The 20,250-nt window shown below is 47.1% G+C and carries 22 protein-coding genes; all 22 read right to left on the bottom strand.

All coding sequences use genetic code 11. The features are described from left to right. Positions 1-3 precede the first annotated feature (3 nt). Complete coding sequence (locus ACKTRM_RS08070) at positions 4-771, bottom strand: ribonuclease HII (RefSeq protein ID WP_007611398.1); 768 nt, start codon at positions 769-771, stop codon at positions 4-6. Positions 772-843: 72 nt separating this feature from the next. Then, complete coding sequence (ylqF, locus tag ACKTRM_RS08065) at positions 844-1,692, bottom strand: ribosome biogenesis GTPase YlqF (RefSeq protein ID WP_007611396.1); 849 nt, start codon at positions 1,690-1,692, stop codon at positions 844-846. A 142-nt stretch (positions 1,693-1,834) separates the two neighbouring features. After that, positions 1,835-2,182, bottom strand: coding sequence for a 50S ribosomal protein L19 (gene rplS, locus ACKTRM_RS08060; RefSeq protein WP_003154288.1), 348 nt, complete (start codon positions 2,180-2,182; stop codon positions 1,835-1,837). A 140-nt stretch (positions 2,183-2,322) separates the two neighbouring features. Continuing rightward, positions 2,323-3,054, bottom strand: a complete 732-nt coding sequence (gene trmD, locus ACKTRM_RS08055; protein ID WP_012117547.1) for a tRNA (guanosine(37)-N1)-methyltransferase TrmD — start codon at positions 3,052-3,054, stop codon at positions 2,323-2,325. Then, on the bottom strand, positions 3,051-3,575 hold the full coding sequence (gene rimM / locus ACKTRM_RS08050) for a ribosome maturation factor RimM (RefSeq protein ID WP_003154290.1): 525 nt from the start codon (positions 3,573-3,575) through the stop codon (positions 3,051-3,053). Before rimM ends, trmD begins: the two co-directional genes overlap by 4 nt. 4 nt (positions 3,576-3,579) lie before the next feature. After that, a complete protein-coding gene (locus ACKTRM_RS08045; protein ID WP_003154291.1) occupies positions 3,580-3,966 on the bottom strand; it encodes a YlqD family protein in 387 nt (128 codons plus the stop codon). Positions 3,967-4,056: 90 nt separating this feature from the next. Further along, a complete protein-coding gene (locus tag ACKTRM_RS08040) occupies positions 4,057-4,302 on the bottom strand; it encodes a KH domain-containing protein (protein WP_007611392.1) in 246 nt (81 codons plus the stop codon). Next, the gene (gene rpsP, locus ACKTRM_RS08035; RefSeq protein WP_003154296.1) at positions 4,302-4,574 is read right to left on the bottom strand and encodes a 30S ribosomal protein S16; all 273 of its coding nucleotides are present in this window, start codon (positions 4,572-4,574) and stop codon (positions 4,302-4,304) included. Before rpsP ends, ACKTRM_RS08040 begins: the two co-directional genes overlap by 1 nt. Positions 4,575-4,679: 105 nt before the next feature. After that, positions 4,680-6,020, bottom strand: coding sequence for a signal recognition particle protein (ffh, locus tag ACKTRM_RS08030; protein ID WP_007409763.1), 1,341 nt, complete (start codon positions 6,018-6,020; stop codon positions 4,680-4,682). Positions 6,021-6,033: 13 nt separating this feature from the next. After that, on the bottom strand, positions 6,034-6,366 hold the full coding sequence (locus tag ACKTRM_RS08025) for a putative DNA-binding protein (protein WP_003154299.1): 333 nt from the start codon (positions 6,364-6,366) through the stop codon (positions 6,034-6,036). A gap of 121 nt (positions 6,367-6,487) precedes the next feature. Next, positions 6,488-7,258 (bottom strand): phosphotransferase family protein, encoded by a 771-nt coding sequence (locus tag ACKTRM_RS08020; protein ID WP_012117546.1) that lies wholly within the window; start codon positions 7,256-7,258, stop codon positions 6,488-6,490. A gap of 83 nt (positions 7,259-7,341) precedes the next feature. Further along, positions 7,342-8,331 (bottom strand): signal recognition particle-docking protein FtsY, encoded by a 990-nt coding sequence (gene ftsY, locus ACKTRM_RS08015; RefSeq protein ID WP_012117545.1) that lies wholly within the window; start codon positions 8,329-8,331, stop codon positions 7,342-7,344. Between the two features lie 19 nt (positions 8,332-8,350). Then, entirely contained in the window at positions 8,351-11,911 is a 3,561-nt protein-coding gene (gene smc / locus ACKTRM_RS08010; RefSeq protein WP_012117544.1) for a chromosome segregation protein SMC, read from the bottom strand. Positions 11,912-12,012: 101 nt separating this feature from the next. Then, positions 12,013-12,762, bottom strand: coding sequence for a ribonuclease III (gene rncS / locus ACKTRM_RS08005; RefSeq protein WP_012117543.1), 750 nt, complete (start codon positions 12,760-12,762; stop codon positions 12,013-12,015). Positions 12,763-12,900: 138 nt separating this feature from the next. Continuing rightward, positions 12,901-13,134, bottom strand: coding sequence for an acyl carrier protein (gene acpP / locus ACKTRM_RS08000; RefSeq protein WP_003154310.1), 234 nt, complete (start codon positions 13,132-13,134; stop codon positions 12,901-12,903). Between the two features lie 84 nt (positions 13,135-13,218). Continuing rightward, entirely contained in the window at positions 13,219-13,959 is a 741-nt protein-coding gene (fabG, locus tag ACKTRM_RS07995) for a 3-oxoacyl-[acyl-carrier-protein] reductase (RefSeq protein WP_003154312.1), read from the bottom strand. Then, positions 13,952-14,905: an ACP S-malonyltransferase gene (fabD, locus tag ACKTRM_RS07990; protein WP_012117542.1), complete on the bottom strand. Its 954-nt coding sequence runs from the start codon at positions 14,903-14,905 to the stop codon at positions 13,952-13,954. The genes fabG and fabD overlap by 8 nt, the downstream gene beginning before the upstream one ends. 18 nt (positions 14,906-14,923) lie before the next feature. Further along, positions 14,924-15,922: a phosphate acyltransferase PlsX gene (gene plsX, locus ACKTRM_RS07985; protein WP_012117541.1), complete on the bottom strand. Its 999-nt coding sequence runs from the start codon at positions 15,920-15,922 to the stop codon at positions 14,924-14,926. Positions 15,923-15,935: 13 nt separating this feature from the next. Next, positions 15,936-16,502, bottom strand: coding sequence for a transcription factor FapR (fapR, locus tag ACKTRM_RS07980; protein WP_003154320.1), 567 nt, complete (start codon positions 16,500-16,502; stop codon positions 15,936-15,938). A gap of 106 nt (positions 16,503-16,608) precedes the next feature. After that, on the bottom strand, positions 16,609-18,657 hold the full coding sequence (recG, locus tag ACKTRM_RS07975) for an ATP-dependent DNA helicase RecG (protein WP_012117540.1): 2,049 nt from the start codon (positions 18,655-18,657) through the stop codon (positions 16,609-16,611). Beyond that, positions 18,635-19,537, bottom strand: coding sequence for an L-serine ammonia-lyase, iron-sulfur-dependent, subunit alpha (gene sdaAA / locus ACKTRM_RS07970; RefSeq protein WP_012117539.1), 903 nt, complete (start codon positions 19,535-19,537; stop codon positions 18,635-18,637). Before sdaAA ends, recG begins: the two co-directional genes overlap by 23 nt. Positions 19,538-19,557: 20 nt before the next feature. Next, complete coding sequence (gene sdaAB / locus ACKTRM_RS07965; RefSeq protein ID WP_003154325.1) at positions 19,558-20,220, bottom strand: L-serine ammonia-lyase, iron-sulfur-dependent subunit beta; 663 nt, start codon at positions 20,218-20,220, stop codon at positions 19,558-19,560. Positions 20,221-20,250: the final 30 nt, after the last annotated feature.

The following is a 20,250-nucleotide window of genomic DNA, read 5'->3' as shown; positions in this document are numbered from 1 at the left end:
TTTCTAACAATAAGATTGAACGGGAGCGAACGTTTTTCGGTGAATAGTTGTCGGTCCGTATGCCTGAAGAGCTTCAAGATGTTCTTTCGTTCCGTAGCCTTTATTTTTTTCAAAGCCGTACATGGGGTAGGTTTTGGCGTACTCAGCCATGAGACGGTCCCGCGTTACTTTTGCGATGCAGGCTCCGGCGGCAATTGACACGCTTTTGGCATCCCCTTTTATAACTGATGACTGCGGAATGTCAAGCGGAAGGGTCATGGCATCAACAAGCAGATAATCAGGTGTTTCCGTTAAAGCATTGACGGCTTTTACCATCGCCAGTCTCGCGGCCTCATAAATGTTGATCCGGTCAATGACGTCCGCATGGACAATGCCGACTCCTACAGCCGCCGCTTCTTCCGTGATCCGGCTGTAATACTCCTCGAGCTTCTTTTCCGACAATTTCTTCGAGTCCGTGAGACCGAGAATCTCGCATTCTGCCGGCAAAATGACGGCGCCGGCGACAACCGGTCCGGCAAGCGGCCCTCTTCCGGCTTCGTCAACACCCGCAATCAGGCGGAAGCCCTTTTTGGATGACAGTCTTTCGTATGCCGTCATGTTCAGCCATTGCTCTTTAAGAGCTTTTTCCTTTGCGTGCTTTTTCAGCCATTGCTCTAAAAGCGTCTGTACGCTTTTTCTCGGGTCTTTCTCACATTGGGCAAGGAAGGGGTCGCTTTCGTCCCTGACCTCTTGCAGGCGTTCTTTTACGCTTTTTACGGTTAATGTATTCACGTTCTCTTCTCCCTTACATTATGTATATCGGTATTCTGCGGAAAAAATAAAGACCCGCATCGCTGCGCGTCTTTATTCTGATGGTGTTTCAAATGAAAGCCTGCCGAATTTTTCCGTCCGGATGTCCCGAATGATGACTTCCGTTGTTTTATCATAGTCAACCATTCCGCCGCCCATCAAACAGCCGCGTTTTTCACCGATCGCGTCGAAAAGAGCGGCGATATCCTCAGGGATTTCCTGAAGTCCGTAGCGCTCCTTCAAGCGGTCGGGATAATGCTCTTCCAGAAAGCGCAGCCCGAAGACGGCCACATCCTGCAGGTTGATAATCGTATCTTTAATCGCCCCGGTGATCGCCAGACGCAAGCCGACAAGCTCATCTTCAAATTTAGGCCATAAAATTCCCGGTGTATCGAGCAGCTCTAATTCCTTGCCTACCTTTACCCACTGCTGTGAAGTGGTAATGCCGGGCCTGTCTCCCGTCTTGGCAATGTTTTTTTTGGCCAGCCGGTTAATGAGCGTAGACTTGCCGACATTCGGAATGCCGATGATTAATGCGCGGATTGCTCTCGGCCTAATGCCCTTTGCTTTCATTTTATCGAACTTATCCTTCAGCAGCTCTTTTGAGGACGGCACGATTTGATGCAGTCCCTGCCCGTTAACGGAGTTTATTGAAAGAGAGGGAATGCCCTGTTCCTGAAAGTGGTCCTTCCACTGAGCAGTCACAGCCGCATCCGCCTTATCGGCTTTATTTAAAAGCATAATGCGCGGCTTATTTTTTAAAATCTCCTCAATCATCGGATTTCTCGATGACATCGGGATTCTCGCATCCACCAATTCGTATACGATATCAATTAATTTCAGTTTTTCTGTTACTTCCCGTCTCGCTTTAGCCATATGGCCTGGGAACCATTGAATGGTCATGTGACTTCGACACCTGCCTTATTTACCGGAACCGGATGTTCCGATGATCTCTTATGTATTTTACGTTGCTTGTTCTGCTTTTACAAATTTCATATAAAAAAAGAGCCTGTTACGGGTAACAAGCTCTTTTCGTTCGTTATCATTATCGTCTGATTTCTTTAATACGAGCCGCTTTTCCGCGAAGTTCACGCAGGTAGTAAAGCTTAGCGCGACGTACTTTACCGTAACGTACAACTTCGATTTTCGCGATTTTTGGTGTGTGTACAGGGAATGTACGTTCAACGCCAACACCGTAAGAAATCTTACGAACTGTGAACGTTTCGCTGATTCCACCACCACGACGCTTGATCACAACACCTTCGAAGATCTGGATACGCTCACGGTTACCCTCAACAACTTTTACGTGTACACGTAAAGTGTCACCAGGACGGAACGCAGGAAGATCAGTGCGAAGCTGTTCTTTTGTGATATCTTGAATTAGTTTTTGCATCGTTTTCAACTCCTTCCAACAGATGCTCTTGGCCACAACTGCAAGGCACAGCGGAACATCGTTTTCAAGCTTCTGAAGGATAAGCCTCCTTAAGCCACAAGTAGTATCTTATCATATCTTCATCGCCTGCGCAATAGAATCTATTCGTTTTCCCACTCGGAAATCCATTTTCTTTGCTCATCAGTGAGAGGATAGTTTTTAAGAAGATCGGGACGTCTTAAAAAGGTTCTTCTGATTGATTCTTTATTGCGCCATTTTTGTATTTTTGCATGGTTGCCCGACAGAAGGGTCTCAGGCACTTTTAAGCCTCTATAATCTGCAGGCCTCGTATAGTGCGGATGCTCTAAAAGCCCCGTGCTGAAGGAATCCTCCACGTGGGATGCTTCTTTTCCGAGGACGCCCGGCAAAAGCCTGACAACGCTGTCGGCAATCATCATGGCAGGGAGCTCTCCCCCGGTCAGCACAAAATCCCCGATGGAGATTTCATCAGTGACAAGATGTTCCCGGATCCGTTCATCATACCCTTCATAATGTCCGCAAATAAACATGAGATGTTCCTCTTGTGCCAGCTCCTCGGCTTTCTTCTGCGTATAACGCTCACCTTGCGGGCAGACGAGAATAATGCGCGGCTTGGCGTCCGTACCGGCTGTCAGCTTTTCAACCGCATCAAATACAGGCTGCGGCTTTAACACCATCCCGGCTCCCCCGCCGTACGGGTAATCATCAACCGTTTGGTGTTTATTATCCGAAAAAGCCCGGAAATTGATGACGTCAAAACGGACAGCCTCTTTTTCCTGTGCTTTTTGCAGAATGGATGAGCCGAGCACCCCTTGAAACATTTCGGGAAACAGTGTTAAAAAGTCGATTTTCATTCGTCTATTAACCCTTCCATTACATGAATCTTAATTTTCTTCTCATTTATATTAATATCCTTTACCACAGAAGCAATATACGGAATGAGCGCATCTTTTTTGCCTTTTCTTGCAACCACCCATACGTCATTAGCCCCTGGCGTCAAGATTTCCTTCACTGTGCCGATCAGTTCCCCGTCTTCTGACACAACCTCGCAGCCGATGATCTCATGAAAATAAAATTCATCTTCTTCAAGCTCTCCCAAGTCTTCTTCAGGGACTTTGATCACCATGTTTCTTAGGTGTTCGACTTCATTGAGACTCGGCATTTCTTTGAATTGCAGCAGGTGAAACTGCTTGTGAAGCCTGTGGGCGCTTACCGTTACTTTGATTGGCTCCGCAGCCCCTTCCGCAAACAAATAGAGCGTATTGCCGGGCTTGTACCGTTCTTCGGCAAAGTCCGTTTTAGAAATGACCCGCACTTCGCCTTTAATGCCGTGGGTATTTACAATTTTGCCTACATTAAACCATCTGTTTGTCATATTATCACCTCGGGCGGATTTCAATTACTACCCCGTCTTTTATGACGATGGTATTTGCCGCTGTTTTTTCATGCCAGTTATCACCGACATTGATTGAAAGCAGCGCATCGATCTCCTTTTCCTTCACTTCGCTTCCAAGCGGGAGCGACTCTGTCTGGCTTATTTGGAAATCGATCATTTTGATTTTGTCTTGTCTTTTTTCAATGGCTTTTTTAAAAGATTCCGCTACATCGGGATTCTGCTGATCTTTTTCATGTTTTCTAAGCTGAAAATAGAGCTGGCTGCATTCTCGTTCAAGCGTCTGCTTTTTTTCTGCAAAAGAGGCCAAAAGCTTTTCCTTGCTTTGCTCGGTCAGAACCTGCATAACGGTTACCCTGTGAATAATCTGCATAGGACCAGACTCCCCACTCTTCCAACATATTTCTGTTCATTTGCCTTTTTTACGTGTAAAAAAAGGGGAGGTGCCGGCCCTCTCCCTTTTTCAGTCAAATATTTCAAATTGAACTTTCTTAGAAGACTGTGCGCCAGCTGCAAAAACGACGGTTCGAATCGCTCTTGCAGTCCGGCCTTGCTTTCCGATAATTTTACCGGTATCTGACTTATTGACAGATAAGCGCAGCGCAATCTTTTGATCAGTCTCTTCCTTTGTGACCGTTATGTCTTCCGGATGGTCGACAAGCGGAGCCACAATGCTGACAATCAAATCTTCCAAGTTCTGATCAGTCATTACTTGCCTTGTTTAGCGTTGTGGAATTTTTCCATAATTCCTTGGCTTGAGAACAAGTTGCGGACTGTATCAGAAGGTTTAGCTCCTGTTTGAAGCCATTTAAGAGCAAGCTCTTCGTTGATTTTCACTTCAGCCGGCTTTGCAACCGGGTTGTATGTGCCGACTGTTTCGATGAAACGGCCGTCACGCGGTGAACGAGAATCTGCTACAACAATACGATAGAAAGGAGATTTTTTTGCTCCCATACGTTTTAAACGAATTTTTACTGCCATTTTACTAGCACCTCCGAAAATATTTCAACAAGATAGTATATTAACAATGATAAAAGTGTTTGTAAAGTGTTTTTTCTTAACAACGGTTTTATCATGTATAACCGATTACATAAAAGGTAATTTAAAGCCTTTTTTCTTCCCTTTTGTCATGTTGGTCATCTGCTTCATCATTTTTTTCATTTCCTCAAACTGCTTTAAAAGACGGTTGACTTCCTGAACGGATGTTCCGCTTCCTTTGGCAATCCGCTTCCGCCGGCTGGCGTTAATGATATCCGGCTGTTCTTTTTCAAGAACAGTCATTGATTTAATGATCGCTTCCACATGATTCAGCTGTTTCTCATCGACTTGGATGTTTTTTAAGCCTTTCATTTTGCCTGCGCCGGGCATCATTTGCAGCAGTTCGTCAAGAGGCCCCATGTTTCGGACCTGGCCGAGCTGCTCCAGAAAATCATCCAATGTGAAGCTCATCGTTCTCATTTTCTGCTCAAGCTCTTTGGCTTTGTCTTCATCAACGGTCGCCTGAGCTTTTTCAATCAGCGTCAGCACGTCACCCATTCCGAGAATCCGGGATGCCATCCGTTCAGGATGGAACGCTTCAAGAGCATCGAGCTTTTCTCCCATTCCGGCGAATTTAATCGGCGTTTCGGTGACCGCGCGGATAGAAAGCGCCGCACCTCCGCGGGTATCCCCGTCAAGCTTTGTTAAAATGACGCCCGTTAAACCGAGCTGGTCATTAAAGCTTTTGGCGACGTTTACCGCATCCTGACCGGTCATTGAGTCGACGACAAGGAAAATTTCCTCAGGATTTGCGACTTCCTTTACGCCGGAGAGCTCATCCATCAGTTCATGATCGATGTGCAGCCGTCCGGCGGTATCTAAAATCACATAATCATGATGCTCTTCCTTCGCTTTTTCAATCGCCTGTCTGGCAATTTCCACAGGGCTGACCTGATCGCCAAGCGAAAAGACCGGCATATCAAGCTGTTTCCCCAGGGTTTCCAGCTGTTTAATCGCGGCGGGACGGTAAATATCCGCCGCCACGAGCAGCGGTTTGCGGTTATGTTTTTTGCGCAGCAGGTTGGCAAGCTTCCCCGTGGTTGTCGTTTTACCGGCACCTTGGAGCCCGACCATCATAATAACGGTCGGGGGGCGTTTGGCGACGGCAATCTTGCTTTCTTCGCCGCCCATCAGCTCGGTAAGCTCTTCTTTTACGACTTTAATAACCTGCTGACCGGGTGTCAGACTCTGCATAACGTCCTGTCCGACAGCCCGTTCACTTACTTTTTTCACAAAATCCTTTACGACTTTAAAGTTAACGTCAGCCTCAAGAAGCGCAAGACGAACTTCACGCATCATCTCTTTTACGTCTTGTTCGCTGACTTTTCCTTTTCCGCGGATTTTTGAAATCGTCTTTTGCAGTCGGTCGGCTAATCCTTCAAATGCCATTGTTTGCCGCCTCCTAATCTAATTTCTCAAGCGCTTCAATCAGAGCCGTCATTTTTTCCTCTTCCTGCAACCCGGAAGCAAGCTCTTTCAGCTTTGTAAACATTTCTTTACGCTCCTGAAACTTTTTAAAAAGGAGCAGTTTTTCTTCATATTGTTCAAGCATCGCTTCAGTCCGTTTGATGTTATCGTAAACGGCTTGCCTTGAAACGTCATACTCTTCGGCTATTTCACCAAGGGAGAAATCGTCCAGATAATAAAGCGACATATAGCTCTTTTGTTTTGACGTCAGCAACGACTGATAGAAGTCAAATAAATAGTTCATTCTCGTCGTTTTTTCGAGCGACATTTGAGCTCTCCCCTTTGTTAAGTCAAATCCCTTTACAAAAACTTAGTTTACATGGTTTCAGAGCGTGTGTCAAGTTTTTATCTTGTCAAAGCATGATGCTCTTTTTACATAATAAGTTTTTTCAAAAAAATTCATATAGACCGTCGTTAAAATACTCGAATTCTTGTTTTGATACACGATAGCGGCAATAGCCTTCGTAAAAAGCATTGAGGCATGCTTCATTTGTGACAAAATGACTGATCGCTAATGATTCATCATATCGCGGATCTCCCGCCGATATTCCCGCAGCATCGATAAACAGATAGACCTCTCCGTCTTTCACCAGCACATTATCAGTCGTGCAGTCACCGTGTATCATTGTCTGCTGAACAGGAACAGGCCTGCACCTGTCCAATTCCTTCAAAAGCTCTGCACTTCCTTCAGCCTGTCCTTTTTTGACATATTCTCCGGCTCGTTTGATTTGCAGATCGAGCCAGTCTGTTTCCGGCTGTAAACCAGAGACCATTTCAGTTTCATGCAGCCGTTGCAGAAACTGGCCGAAACTTTTGATCAGCTTTTTCTTTTCAGTATCCCCTTTTGCTTTTCTTAAAGCCGAAGTCAGGGTGATTCCATCCTCAAATGACATGATGATATGGCTGGCATGCTGTTCCTGTATCATCCCATAATAAATAGGAACAGGCAGACGACGAGTTTCCGTCAGTTTTTGTAAAACGAAGGCTTCTCTCATTAACCATTCCCGATACTTCTGTTGAAAAGAACTTTTCAGCAGAAATGCGTCTTGGCCGGTCACTATTTTTCGAACGGTTGAAGTGCCTCCCTGTTCATCCAACAGCGACATACGGTTTATCGCGCCGATCTTACTTTCCAATTCAGCTTTCAGCCATTTGTCCAACAATTGCCCCCTCCATTCCGATCTATCAATGCGTATAAAAAAACGAGTATAAAACCGTCCATTTTATACTCGTTTTTTATTCATTAATCCTCGGCTTTTTCAACTAAATCAGAAAAGAGACCGTATACGTAAGATTCTGCATCAAACCGCTGGAGATCGTCAACCTTTTCTCCGAGGCCGACCAGTTTCACGGGGATGTGAAGCTCATTGCGGATCGCCAAGACGATACCGCCTTTAGCGGTGCCGTCAAGCTTCGTTAACGCGATACCCGTCACATTCGTCGCTTTGGAGAATTCTTTCGCCTGCGCCATCGCATTTTGGCCTGTCGTCGCGTCCAGCGCAAGGAGAACCTCATGCGGAGCCTCAGGCACTTCGCGTTCGATGACACGTTTGACTTTTTCAAGCTCTTTCATTAAGTTTACTTTATTCTGAAGGCGGCCGGCCGTATCACAAATCAGCACATCCGCTCCTCTTGCTTTAGCCGCGTGTACGGCATCATAAATAACCGCAGCAGGGTCGCTTCCGGCAGCCTGTTTAATGACAGGCACGCCTGTACGCTCCCCCCACACTTCAAGCTGTTCAATCGCCCCGGCTCTGAAAGTGTCTCCGGCAGCGAGCACAACGGATTTGCCTTCATTCTTCAGCTTATGGGCAAGTTTTCCGATCGTTGTCGTTTTTCCGACGCCGTTTACCCCGACAAGCAGAATAACGTTCAGGCGCTCGTCCTGAATATTTAATTCAGAAATCTGTTCGTCGCCGCTGTTATAAATGTCGACAAGCTTTTCAGAAATGACGGACTGCACTTCCTGAGGATCTTGGATGTTTTTCAGCTTCACTTCTTTTTTGAGCTCATCAATCAGCTCCATAACGGTTGTAAAACCTACGTCAGCGCCAATCAGCACTTCCTCAAGCTCCTCGAAGAAATCCTCGTCGACTTTCCGGTAGCGGGAGACGAGTTCGTTCACTTTATTTGAGAAGGAATTTCTTGTTTTTTCAAGACCATCTTTAAATTTTTCAGAGACGGAGTCTGTCTGTTTCGTGATTTTCTCTTTTAATTTTTTAAAAAAGCTCATCTTTCAACCTCTTTCCTCGTTACTGAACGAATTCTTTTGTTTCTTCCAGTTTGACCGAAACCATTCGGGAAACGCCGGATTCCTGCATCGTAACACCGTAGAGGACATCCGCTTCTTCCATGGTGCCTTTTCTGTGGGTGATGACGATAAACTGGCTGTCGCCGCTGTATTTTTTTAAATATTGCGCAAACCTGAATACATTGGCTTCATCAAGCGCAGCTTCCACTTCATCAAGGACGCAGAACGGCACGGGCCTTACTTTCAGAATGGAGAATAAAAGGGCAATGGCAGTCAGCGCCCGTTCTCCCCCTGACAAAAGATTTAAGTTTTGCAGTTTTTTACCCGGAGGCTGCGCGATAATGTCCACCCCGGAATTAAGAAGATCATTCGGATCAGTCAGCTTCAGTTCAGCCCGTCCTCCTCCGAATAAAGAACGGAACACGTCGTTGAATTGAGAACGGATCTGGATAAACGTTTCATGGAATCGCTTCGTCATTTCAGAATCCATTTCTTCAATGACTTGAAACAGTGTGTTTTTCGCTTCCGTCAGGTCATTTTTCTGCTCTGTTAAAAACTGATACCGTTCGTTTACTCTTTCAAATTCATCGATGCTGCCGAGATTGACCGTTCCGAGCTCTTCAATTGAAAGCTTGATCAGTTTGACCCGTTTTCTCGCCTCTTCAGGCTCGAGTTCGAGCTGATATTGTTCTTTTGCTCCTTCAAAGGATAAGCTGTATTCCTCGCGTAAATACTGCAAGAGATTATCAAGCTCAACTTCCATCCGGCCGAGTTTTACCTCTTCATCTTTCAGAATGTCTGTTTTTTGCTTATACAGACGCTTCATCTCTTTCAGTTCAAGCTCGTTCGTATCAAGAGCCCGCTGGAGCTTCACACGCTGGTCGCGCCGGCTGGCGATCAATTCGATCGTTCTCGTTTTATCATGAAGCTTGTGATGGGCTGCTTCTTCAAGCTGCTCCTCACCGCTTGTGCTGGACGTCATCTCTGAGGTCAGGAGGCTTAAATCTTCCCGTGTTTCTTTCAGAGCGAGCTGCGTTTCTTCAAGCTCTTTTTTCAGCCGTTTGAGGTTGTCTTCCTCACTCGAGCACGCCTGTTCTTTTTTCGCAGCGGCCACTTTACATTCCGTCAGTTCATGAGAGAGCGTTTCTTTTGTTGAGGATAGGGTCTGCTTTTGTTTTGTCAGCCTTTCCATCTCTTCCTCAAGCTCTTTCAGCTGGCCGGATGCCTCACTCAGCTGTTCTTCCAGAGCTGATTTGCGCGTCTCTTTTTCCCGGCTGCTTTCGGTCAGTGATGCTTTCTCCTGATCGTAAAGCTCCAGATGGGTATTGATGTTCTTTTCAGCGACTTCGAGTTCATACAGCCTGCCTTTTACATCCTGCTGCTTTGTTCTGAAAGCTTCACCGTCTTCACGGAGACCGCTCAGCGTATGTTCAAGCTCTTGAATGGCCTGCTTCAGCGTTTTGACCTCTTTTTCGAGCAGAGCTGTTTTTTCTTCCATTTCGGCAAGCCGCGCAGTCACCGTCTCAAGCTCACGGCTTCTGCCGAGCAGAGAATTGTTTTTCTTTTTGACCGCGCCGCCTGTCATTGATCCGCCTGGATTGACGACATCGCCCTCAAGCGTCACGATGCGGTAGCGGTGCCCGAGAAGCTTGGCCAGTTCATTCGCACCTTTTAAATCTTCAGTGATCAGCACGGTGCCGAGAAGGTTTTGAATGACATTCCGATACGCGGCATCATATGTGACAAGCCCGCTCGCTGTGCCGAGGAAAGACGGATGCTTCTGAGCCGTCTGTTCATCACGGGTTTGGAGCTGGCGCGGTTTCATAACCGTAAGCGGCAGGAACGTCGCGCGGCCGAATGAATTCTGTTTTAAATATTGAATCGCTTTCCGCGCCGCCTGCTCGTCGTCTGTGACAACGTGCTGCGCCGCTGCGCCGAGTGCAATCTCGATCGCCGTTTCATACTTTTGTTCGGTGGCAATCAGTTCGAGAACGGCGCCGCGGATGCCGCCGAGCTTCTCTTTCTGCTTCAGCACTTCTTTTACGCCTTGGTAAAATCCTGAAAAATCGCCTTGCATCGTTTCAAGCATATCTTTTTTGGATCTGGCCTGCTGGACGAATTGATATGCCTGATACAGCGCTGATTCTTTCTTTTCATACTGGCGTTTTTTCTGTTCATATGCTGTCTGGACTTCGCGAAAGCGGACGACCTGATTGTGAATATCCTCTTCAACGGCGGCCAATTCTTCTTCGCACGCCGCTTTGCGGACTGCAATATCGTTACGTTCTTCAAGATATTTTTCATTGTTTGCGGTCAGTCTCGCCTGCTGGACCGCAGATTGGGACATCTGGTCATCCAAAAGCTGCAGCTCGTTGCGAATCGACGCCTGGCTGTTTAACAATTCAAAGTAATCGCTTTTTAATTGTTCAATTTTCTCATCTACATTTTCATTATGCAGACTGAGAGCCTGCTGCTTTTCTTTCACTTGAGCGTTTAACCGCTTCACTTCCGCACGCAGCTTATCATAGACGGCAGACTGCTTTTCAATGTCCGCTTTCAGTTCGGCTTCTTTGTTCGTGTAATGTGTAACGGATTCCTCAAGCTGTTCCCGGTTTTGCGCGGCGTTTTTTTTGCGCTCTTTCAGCACTTCTTTCCGGCCTTCCAGCTTTTCCAGCTCTTCACTTGTCACGAGCAGAACCTGCTGCAGTTCGTTGACGGATTCATCAAGCGCGTGGATTTTATCTCTCGTCTCTTCTATCATCGCTTCTTTTGCGGATAGAGCCGATGATTCCGCCAATTCTTCTTCTTTAGCAGCCTGCACCTTGTCTTTTAAACCCGACCATCTGCCATGCAGTTCTTCGATGTCAAAGGCGGTAAGGGCAATTTCGACATGCTCAAGCTCTTTCTTTTTTTCTAAGTAGTCTTTGGCGATTGATGCCTGGATTTTCAGCGGTTCGACCTGATCTTCAAGCTCGTGGAGAATATCTTCCACCCTGTTTAAGTTATCCTGCGTCTCAAACAGTTTGTTTTCCGCTTTTTTCTTTCTTGTTTTATATTTCAGCACGCCGGCCGCTTCTTCAAAAATACTGCGGCGGTCTTCCGCTTTGCTGCTGAGAATCTCTTCGACTTTCCCCTGGCTGATAATAGAGAATGCTTCTTTTCCGAGCCCGGAGTCCATAAATAAGTCAATGATGTCTTTCAAACGGCACTGCTGATTGTTGATGAGAAATTCACTCTCTCCGGAACGGTACACCCGTCTCGTCACGCTGACTTCGTGATAATCGATCGGGAGAAAATGATCTTCATTATCAAGCGTTAACGTGACTTCGGCAAGGTTCAGCCGCTTGCGCGAATCACTTCCCGCAAAAATGATATCTTCCATTTTTCCGCCCCGAAGCGAGCGGGCTGATTGTTCGCCGAGCACCCAGCGGATGGCTTCGGTAATGTTGCTCTTTCCGCTGCCGTTCGGACCGACAACGGCCGTGACGCCTTTTACAAAGTCAACGGATATCCGTTCTGCAAATGATTTAAATCCTATAACGTCTAAACGTTTGAGGAACATCCCAGATCCTCCTTATCGTATAAGTATCTCAATATTATCATAATCACCCGCTTATATCAGGCGCAGACATACTGAAATCCCCCTAGGGAAACAGGGGGATTTTATTGTTTCGTATGATGTTTTTGCATTTTTGCAAGAGCTTCCTGTGCCGCATGCTGCTCGGCTTCTTTTTTGGAACGTCCGTTCCCGATACCGAGCGCCTCACCTTTAAGGGAGACAAGCGCCTCGAATTCCCGGTTGTGGGCAGGCCCTTTTTCATTGAGAATTTTGTACTCAAGCGATCCTTTTCCGTCCCGCTGTACAAATTCTTGAAGCTGGCTTTTGAAATCCATCACATGAGAAAAAGCACCATCGTTTATTTTAGGGAACACGTACACTTTCAGGAATTGCTGAACCGGGTCAAGGCCCTGATCCAGATACAGTGCGCCGATAAACGCTTCAAACACATCCGCTAAAAGCGCAGGACGCTTTCTGCCGCCCGTCATTTCTTCTCCTTTTCCCAAGAGAACAAGATCGCCGAATGACAATTCATGGGCAAGTGAGACGAGTGACGGCTCGCATACGATAGCGGCTCTCAGCTTCGTCAAATCTCCTTCACTCATGGCCGGATATTTGGCAAATAAGAATTGGGAGATCGTCAGTTCCAAAACAGCGTCACCTAAAAATTCAAGCCTTTCATTGTCTTCATACGGCTTTTTCCGATGCTCATTCACATAAGATGAATGTGTAAATGCTTGATACAAAAGTTTCTCGTTTTGAAAATGAACCGAAATCCGTTCTTGGAACTCTTTAAATTGCTCTATTTTTTTATAGAACTTTTTTTTATCTTTAAAATGTGAGTGTTTTGACATAGTAACCTCCATAGGCACATCAGGTTCACCGCGCTCCCCGCCGTAAACGGAATCAGCAGCGCGTACAGCGTCAGACGCCGGTAACCGAACGATTAAAGGGCTAAAGCCCCGCTGTCAGGCGGGACTTTTAGCATCAGCTTATTGCTGGTTTTGTATGTAGTTCACAGCGTCGCCGACTGTTGCAATCTTTTCAGCATCTTCGTCAGAAATCTCCATATCAAACTCGTCTTCAAGTTCCATAACAAGCTCAACTACATCTAGGGAATCAGCACCTAAGTCTTCCTTGAAAGAAGCTTCAAGTTTGACGTCAGCTTCATCAACGCCAAGGCGGTCTACGATGATTTTCGTTACACGCTCTAATGTATCTGCCATAGCAATTCACCTCCCCTCAAGTATTATAGAGGATTCGTTTTTAAAAAACTAGAGAAACTAGGATGAAATTTTAAAAACAAATCTTTACATCACCATTCCGCCGTCAATATGAAGGGTTTGGCCCGTCATATAACGCGATCCTTCAGAAGCAAGGAACGTAACAACGCTGCTGATATCGGAAGGATCACCGAAACGCGCGAGCGGAATCTGCTTCAGCATTTCATCTTGGACTTCTTTAGAAAGCTTGTCCGTCATATCCGTGGAAATAAAGCCCGGAGCAATGGCATTAACCGTAATATTTCGGCTCGCAAGCTCTTTGGCTGATGACTTCGTTAAGCCGATTACACCGGCTTTTGCCGCCACATAGTTTGCCTGGCCGGGGTTTCCGCTGACGCCGACGATTGATGATACGTTGATAATCCGGCCGGAGCGCTGTTTCATCATCTGTCTTGTCACGGCTTTCGTGCAGTTGAATACACCTTTTAGGTTAATGTTAATGACATCATCCCATTCATTTTCTTTCATTCTCATCAGAAGATTGTCTTTTGTGATCCCCGCATTGTTCACGAGAATGTCGATTGAAGAAAATGCAGCGACAGCCTCTTTCATCATGTTTTGTACTTCTTCGGAATTTGATACATCAGCTTTTACCGCGATCGCGTTTCGGCCCAAAGATTTGATTTCATCTACGACTTCGTTCGCTTTCGCTTCATTCCCGGAGTAGTTGACTACTACGTTACAGCCGTTTTTCGCAAGATCAAGCGCGATCGCCCGCCCGATTCCGCGGGACGCTCCCGTTACCACTGCTGTTTTTTCATTAAGCATCCTGATTCTCCTCCTTCAGCGTTTGAATCGCCAGTTCGATGGTTTCATGGTCAGAAACCGCGATTGTTTTAAGGCGGCGGTTCACTTTTTTCACAAGGCCTGAAAGCACTTTTCCCGGCCCGATTTCAACAAACGTCGTGACGCCTTCGTCAATCAGTTTGTTAATGGTTTCTTCAAAGCGAACAGGTGAGTACAGCTGTTCGATCAGTTTTTTCTTGATATCGTCTTTTTCTGTCATAACGTCAGCCGAAACGTTTGAAATCACGGGAACAGCCGCATTTTTTAACTCACAGGCGCTGAGCACCTCCTCGAGTTTTTGCGCTGCCGGCTTCATTAATTCAGAATGGAACGGTCCGCTTACTTCTAATGGGATTGCCCGTTTTGCTCCGTTGTTTTTCGCTTCCTCTGAAGCCAGCTCCACGCCTTTTGCCGTTCCGGAAATTACGATCTGGCCGGGGCAGTTCAAGTTTGCAAGCTGTACGAGATGACCGTTTTCCGTCACTTGATCCGTCACCTTTTTCAATGACTCCGCATCCATGCCGAGAATAGCGGCCATGGCGCCTTCTCCGGCCGGCACGGCTTCATTCATGAATTCTCCCCGTTTTCTTACCGTGTAAACGGCATCTTTAAATGTCATCGCTCCCGCCGCAACAAGCGCCGAATATTCTCCGAGGCTGTGGCCGGCGGTGAAATCAGGCGTGATGCTGGATTCTTTAAACTTTTCCAATACGGCGATGCTCGTTGTCAACAGCGCAGGCTGCGCATTGTATGTAAGGGTTAATTCTTCGGCGTCACCTTCAAAAATGAGCGAGCTCAGCTTTGTTTCAAGCGTTTCATCCGCTTCATCAAAAATACGTTTTGACGCTTCTTCGCGTTCGTACAGGTCTTTTCCCATACCGATATATTGTGATCCCTGTCCGGGAAATAAAAATGCAATCTTACTCATGATGCGGTAACCTCCAGACTACTCATCTGTTTTTTCTTCTTTTACTTCTTCTTCTATAAATGCGGCCACGTTTTGGCTGACCATTTCTCTCGCCTGGCGCAGCGCATGGTAAACAGCGCGTGCGTCAGAAGAGCCGTGCGCTTTAACGACGGGCGCTTTCAAACCGAAAAGACTCGCCCCGCCGTACTCAGAATAGTCCATTTTCAGTTTCATTTCCATCAGCTTCGGCTTCAGCACTCCCGCTGCGAGCTTAGAAACAAAACTTGAAGTCAGTGTATCTTTCAGCATTTTGAAAATCGATAACGCTGAACCTTCCAATGTTTTCAACGTGACGTTGCCCGTAAAGCCGTCTGTGACGATGACGTCAGCAGCGCCTTCGAGCAAGTCTCTCGCCTCAACGTTTCCGACAAAATTCACGTTTGTTTCTTTTAATAGTTCAAACGTCTTTTTTGTCAGGTCGTTTCCTTTCTTTTCTTCCGTGCCGACATTTAACAATCCGACGCGGGGCGAGCTGATTCCGAGAACCTGCCGGGCATATACAGATCCCATAATTCCGTACTGGACGAGATGCTCCGGTTTGGCATCGACATTGGCTCCCACGTCCAAAAGAAGGAAACCGTCGCCTGAAACGGTCGGAAGCGTCGGCGCAAGCGCAGGCCGGTCGATTCCTTTAATTCTGCCGACGATAAACAGTCCCGCTGTCATGAGTGCGCCCGTATTCCCCGCTGAGATGCAGGCGTCCGCTCTGTTTTCAGCCACTTCCTGCGCCATCAGCACCATAGAAGAGTTTTTCTTTCTGCGTACGGCGCGGACCGGTTCATCCGTCGGTTCAATCACTTCATCGGCGTGCAACACAGTGATGCGGTCTGATGTTGTTGACAAGTGTGATTCTATCGTTGTCTTGTCACCGACCAGCGTAATATGAAGATCGTCAAATGCCTCAATACTCTTCATTACTCCGTCAATAACAGCTTTGGGTGCGTTGTCGCCCCCCATTGCATCTACAGCTATTCTCATGCATGCTCCACCTTTATGATTGTTTTGAACGGTACATGTCAAAGCTGCCGGAGAACACGACTTCTTCTCCCACATAGCTGTTGACTTCAACTACCGTTCTGCCTTTTTCTTTTTCGACTGCCGTCACTTTGGCTTTCGCAACGACGCGCTCGCCTTCTTTCACCTGTCTTGTAAAGCGGATATTTGCGCTTGCGGTCAGCGCCAGCTCATCATCAATGACGGCTACGGCGAGTGAGTTCGCCTGCGCAAACAAATGATGCCCCCGCGCAATTTGATTGCGGCTGAAGACATGTTCGCGTCTTACTTCTAATATGGAAATGGCCTGGCCGTCAAGCTCCAGATCAATAATTTCACCGATCACTTCGTCTAAAGACAGTGATTTCACTTCATCATCAAGCGTTTGTTCTGCCACGTTTTTAATTCTTTCCCTCAGCTCCGGTATTGAGAGCTCTAAGCGGTCTAAACGGATCGTCTGAATGCTGACGCCGAATTTCCCCGCTAATTCTTCATCTGTGATGAAGGGTGTCGATTTGATCGTCTGCTGCAATAATTTTTGGCGTTCTTTCTTGCTTCTTCTCATCTGTAAACACCATCCGGACAATTAAGACTAGGTACTAATAGTAGTATATAATCTCATAGTTTGGAATGCAATGATTGTTTTTTGAAAGCCGCCAAATTTTGCAGATTCAGCTTAACTTCTCCCCTTCCAGGACGCCGCTTGAAAGTAATTGACCGCGCAGCATGCGGTATTCGTCATCTTTCCAAAACGCCTCTGAAGACACCAGATTGGCTGCATCCTGGCGGGCCGTTTCCAAAGCTCTGTAGTCATGAACCATATCCGCCACCTTGAACTCGGGCATACCGCTCTGTTTTTTTCCGAAGAAATCACCGGGGCCGCGCAGTTCAAGGTCCTTTTCAGACAGCTCGAAGCCGTCGTTTGTCTCCGACATGATTCTCATCCGTTCCTTCCCGGTTTCGGATTTCGGATCTGCCATCAAGATGCAGAAAGATTGGTGGTCTCCCCGCCCGACCCGGCCGCGGAGCTGATGGAGCTGAGATAATCCGAAACGGTCGGCGTCATAGATGACCATAATCGTCGCATTCGGCACGTTCACCCCGACTTCTACGACGGTTGTTGACACAAGTACCTGACATTGATTGGCGCTGAATTCTCTCATCACCTGATCTTTTTCATCAGAATGAAGCTTCCCGTGCATCAGGCCGACATTCCATTTACCGCGGTAAACGTCAGACAGCATGTTATATACGTCAATCGCATTCTGTACATCCAGTTTATCCGACTCTTCAATGAGCGGGCAGATAACATAGGCTTGCCTTCCCTGCTTCAGCTCTTTTTCTATAAAAGCCAAAATCCGCTCCAGCATGTCGTGTTTCACCCAATACGTTTCGATTTGTTTTCGCCCCGCGGGCATTTCATCTATCACGGAAACATCCATTTCTCCGAAGACGGTAATGGCCAGCGTTCTCGGAATCGGGGTGGCTGTCATAAACAGCACATCCGGATCCTGACCTTTATTCTTGAGTTTTTTGCGCTGTTCGACCCCGAACCGGTGCTGCTCGTCCGTAATAACAAGGCTCAGCGCTTTGAATTCCACTTCATCCTGGATTAAAGCATGGGTCCCTACTAAAATATCAATCTCTCCGAGAGCAAGCCGCTCCAAAAGCTCCCTGCGCCGCTTTCCTTTGACAGAACTCGTCAAAAGCGCGATATTTACATCTTCATTTGCAAACAACGATACGAGAGAATCCGCATGCTGTTCGGCCAAAATTTCAGTCGGCACCATTAATGCCCCCTGATACCCCGACAAAATCGCAGCATACAAAGCGATGGCGGCGACGGCCGTTTTCCCTGAACCGACATCACCTTGCAGCAGACGGTTCATTCGGTAAGGGGATGTCATATCAGCGGTAATTTCCCGAAGCACACGCGTCTGTGCGGTCGTGAGCGAAAACGGCAGGCTGTCTGTGAAAGCGGCGAGCTTTTCAGCAGGAAACACATGGCTGATGCCTTTTGACTGTTCCCTTTCCGCTTTACGGAACGCCTGCATTTTCAGCTGAAATAATAAGAATTCCTCGTAAACAAACCGGCGTCTTGCCTGCTGTAACGATTCCCTCGTTTCAGGCTGATGCATCGTCTGCAGGGCATGTTTGTAATCAGGCAGCTTGTAGCGGATTCTCAATTTTTCAGGAAGCGGATCGGCCGCACTGTCCAAATGATGCTGCAGCGCTTCCTTAATAAACCGTCTCATCATTTTTACGGTGACGTTTTCTTTAACAGAATAAACAGGCTCAATGCTTTTATCTTCTTGATGAGGACCGTTTTTTAATTCCTGCACGGAAACGGTCTGTCTGTGTTTATCCCATTTCCCGGATATCGTGACGACAGAACCTAACGTCAGTTTCTTTTTTAAGTAGGGACGGTTAAAGCAGACCGCGGTAATTAAATAATTGCCGACAAGCACCCTGAATGTCAGCCTGTTTCGTTTTTTGCCGTAATAGGTAAGAGAAGGTTCTGAATGAACCTTCCCTTCTACCGTCACTCTTTCTTCATGTTTTACTTCTTCTAAATCCCTCAGCTCATAGTCATCATAACGGTAAGGGAAATAATTCAGAAGATCAGAAATGTCATAGATACCAAGTTCGTGCAATGTTTTTTCTGTTTCCGGCCCAATGCCCTTAATTTCCGCTATACTAGTTTGCTGATGGTGTGTCACTTGATTTCAGCGCTCCTCCGAAAATTTTTTTCTCTAATTCTCTTCCCGTCGGTGTCGCGGCTAAACCGCCTTGTCCCGTTTCACGCAGAGCTGTCGGCATTGTCTGGCCGATTTTGTACATCGCGTCAATCACCTCATCGCAAGGAATGCGGCTTGTAATCCCGGCCAGCGCCATATCCGCCGCGATCATTGCGTTGGATGCTCCCATTGCGTTTCGTTTGACACACGGCACTTCTACCAATCCGGCGACCGGGTCACATACGAGACCGAGCATATTTTTCAGTGTAATCGCCATTGCTTCCGCTGATTGCTGAGGCGTTCCGCCCGCCATTTCCACAATCGCAGCCGCTGCCATGCCTGATGCTGACCCGACTTCCGCCTGACAGCCTCCTGCCGCTCCTGAAATACTCGCATTATTTGCTACGACAAAACCGAACGCGCCGGCTGTAAACAGAAAACGGATCATTTGTTCTGTCGTAGGGTGCAGCTTATGCTTTACGGCGAATAACGTTCCCGGCACGACCCCGGCAGAGCCGGCAGTCGGTGTAGCGCAGATCGTTCCCATCGCCGCATTGACTTCATTTGTCGCCACAGCTTTAGAAACGGCGTCTAAAATCAGATTGCCCGACAGGCTTCTTCCCGATTGGATGTATGCCTGAAGTTTCACGGCATCTCCGCCTGTTAAACCGGTCTGACTCGTGACGCCCTTCAGCCCTTTTTCAACAGCTGCTTCCATGACGGAGAGATTGCGCTCCATTCCTTGAAAGATTTCTTCCCGCGTTTTTTGCGTCACTTCCATCTCTTGGGTGATCATCACTTCCGAAATCGGAATTTGTTTTTCTTGAGTGATTTCTATTAATTCTTTTACATTACGAAACATGTCATTTTCCTCCTGACTTTTTAGTCAGCTATCTTAGTAACCTGTATAATATTAGGAAGTGTTGAAAGCTCGTCAAGCACTTCTTCTTCAATATTCTGATCGACCTCAATCGTCATCAGCGCAAGCTGGCCGACGTCCTTACGCGCCACTTCCATATGTCCGACGTTGATGGAGAATTTCGCAAGCACATTGGCAACGCCTGCAATCGTGCCGAATTTATCATTGTGAACGACTAAAATAGCCGGATGGTTTCCGGACAAACGCAGCTCAAAGCCGTTGAGCTCCGTGATTTCTATTTTTCCGCCGCCGATGGAAATACCGGTAAGGGCAAGCTCTCCCTCATCATCAGAAATGACGATGCGCGCTGTATTCGGATGAACGGGCACGGCATCCTCTGTACGGAACTCTACATATATGCCCTTCTCTTCCGCAATTTGAATCGCTGTTTTAATCCGCTCATCAAATGTATCAAAATCAAGCAGGCCGCCGATAATCGCGACATCAGTGCCGTGACCCTTATACGTCTCCGCAAATGATCCGTAAAAAGACACAACGATCCGGCGGGGCTCCCGCCTGAATAAGCTTCTGGCCACTCTGCCGATCCGGGCGGCGCCTGCGGTATGTGAACTGGACGGACCGATCATTACCGGGCCGATAATATCAAAAACGCTTCTATACTTCATGCTGGTTTGCTCCTCCTTAACATCACTTCA

Origin of the sequence: Bacillus sp. D7-8 (assembly GCF_052055895.1) — a bacterium.
GTDB classification, from domain to species: domain Bacteria; phylum Bacillota; class Bacilli; order Bacillales; family Bacillaceae; genus Bacillus; species Bacillus velezensis.
Note: the sequence above shows the minus strand (reverse complement) of the source record. Positions and strands in the feature narration are given on the sequence as shown.

Excerpts from the sequence above, each read along its gene's own strand:
- fapR (WP_003154320.1), bottom strand. The coding sequence starts at position 16,502 with ATGAGAAGAAGCAAGAAAGAACGCCAAAAATTATTGCAGCAGACGATC.
- sdaAB (WP_003154325.1), bottom strand. The coding sequence starts at position 20,220 with ATGAAGTATAGAAGCGTTTTTGATATTATCGGCCCGGTAATGATCGGT.
- sdaAA (WP_012117539.1), bottom strand. The coding sequence starts at position 19,537 with ATGTTTCGTAATGTAAAAGAATTAATAGAAATCACTCAAGAAAAACAA.
- fabG (WP_003154312.1), bottom strand. The coding sequence starts at position 13,959 with ATGCTTAATGAAAAAACAGCAGTGGTAACGGGAGCGTCCCGCGGAATC.
- trmD (WP_012117547.1), bottom strand. The coding sequence starts at position 3,054 with ATGAAAATCGACTTTTTAACACTGTTTCCCGAAATGTTTCAAGGGGTG.
- ACKTRM_RS08040 (WP_007611392.1), bottom strand. The coding sequence starts at position 4,302 with ATGACTGATCAGAACTTGGAAGATTTGATTGTCAGCATTGTGGCTCCG.
- rimM (WP_003154290.1), bottom strand. The coding sequence starts at position 3,575 with ATGACAAACAGATGGTTTAATGTAGGCAAAATTGTAAATACCCACGGC.
- ylqF (WP_007611396.1), bottom strand. The coding sequence starts at position 1,692 with ATGACCATTCAATGGTTCCCAGGCCATATGGCTAAAGCGAGACGGGAA.
- acpP (WP_003154310.1), bottom strand. The coding sequence starts at position 13,134 with ATGGCAGATACATTAGAGCGTGTAACGAAAATCATCGTAGACCGCCTT.
- ACKTRM_RS08045 (WP_003154291.1), bottom strand. The coding sequence starts at position 3,966 with ATGCAGATTATTCACAGGGTAACCGTTATGCAGGTTCTGACCGAGCAA.
- rpsP (WP_003154296.1), bottom strand. The coding sequence starts at position 4,574 with ATGGCAGTAAAAATTCGTTTAAAACGTATGGGAGCAAAAAAATCTCCT.
- rplS (WP_003154288.1), bottom strand. The coding sequence starts at position 2,182 with ATGCAAAAACTAATTCAAGATATCACAAAAGAACAGCTTCGCACTGAT.
- rncS (WP_012117543.1), bottom strand. The coding sequence starts at position 12,762 with ATGTCAAAACACTCACATTTTAAAGATAAAAAAAAGTTCTATAAAAAA.
- ffh (WP_007409763.1), bottom strand. The coding sequence starts at position 6,020 with ATGGCATTTGAAGGATTAGCCGACCGACTGCAAAAGACGATTTCAAAA.
- ftsY (WP_012117545.1), bottom strand. The coding sequence starts at position 8,331 with ATGAGCTTTTTTAAAAAATTAAAAGAGAAAATCACGAAACAGACAGAC.
- ACKTRM_RS08025 (WP_003154299.1), bottom strand. The coding sequence starts at position 6,366 with ATGTCGCTCGAAAAAACGACGAGAATGAACTATTTATTTGACTTCTAT.
- smc (WP_012117544.1), bottom strand. The coding sequence starts at position 11,911 with ATGTTCCTCAAACGTTTAGACGTTATAGGATTTAAATCATTTGCAGAA.
- plsX (WP_012117541.1), bottom strand. The coding sequence starts at position 15,922 with ATGAGAATAGCTGTAGATGCAATGGGGGGCGACAACGCACCCAAAGCT.
- fabD (WP_012117542.1), bottom strand. The coding sequence starts at position 14,905 with ATGAGTAAGATTGCATTTTTATTTCCCGGACAGGGATCACAATATATC.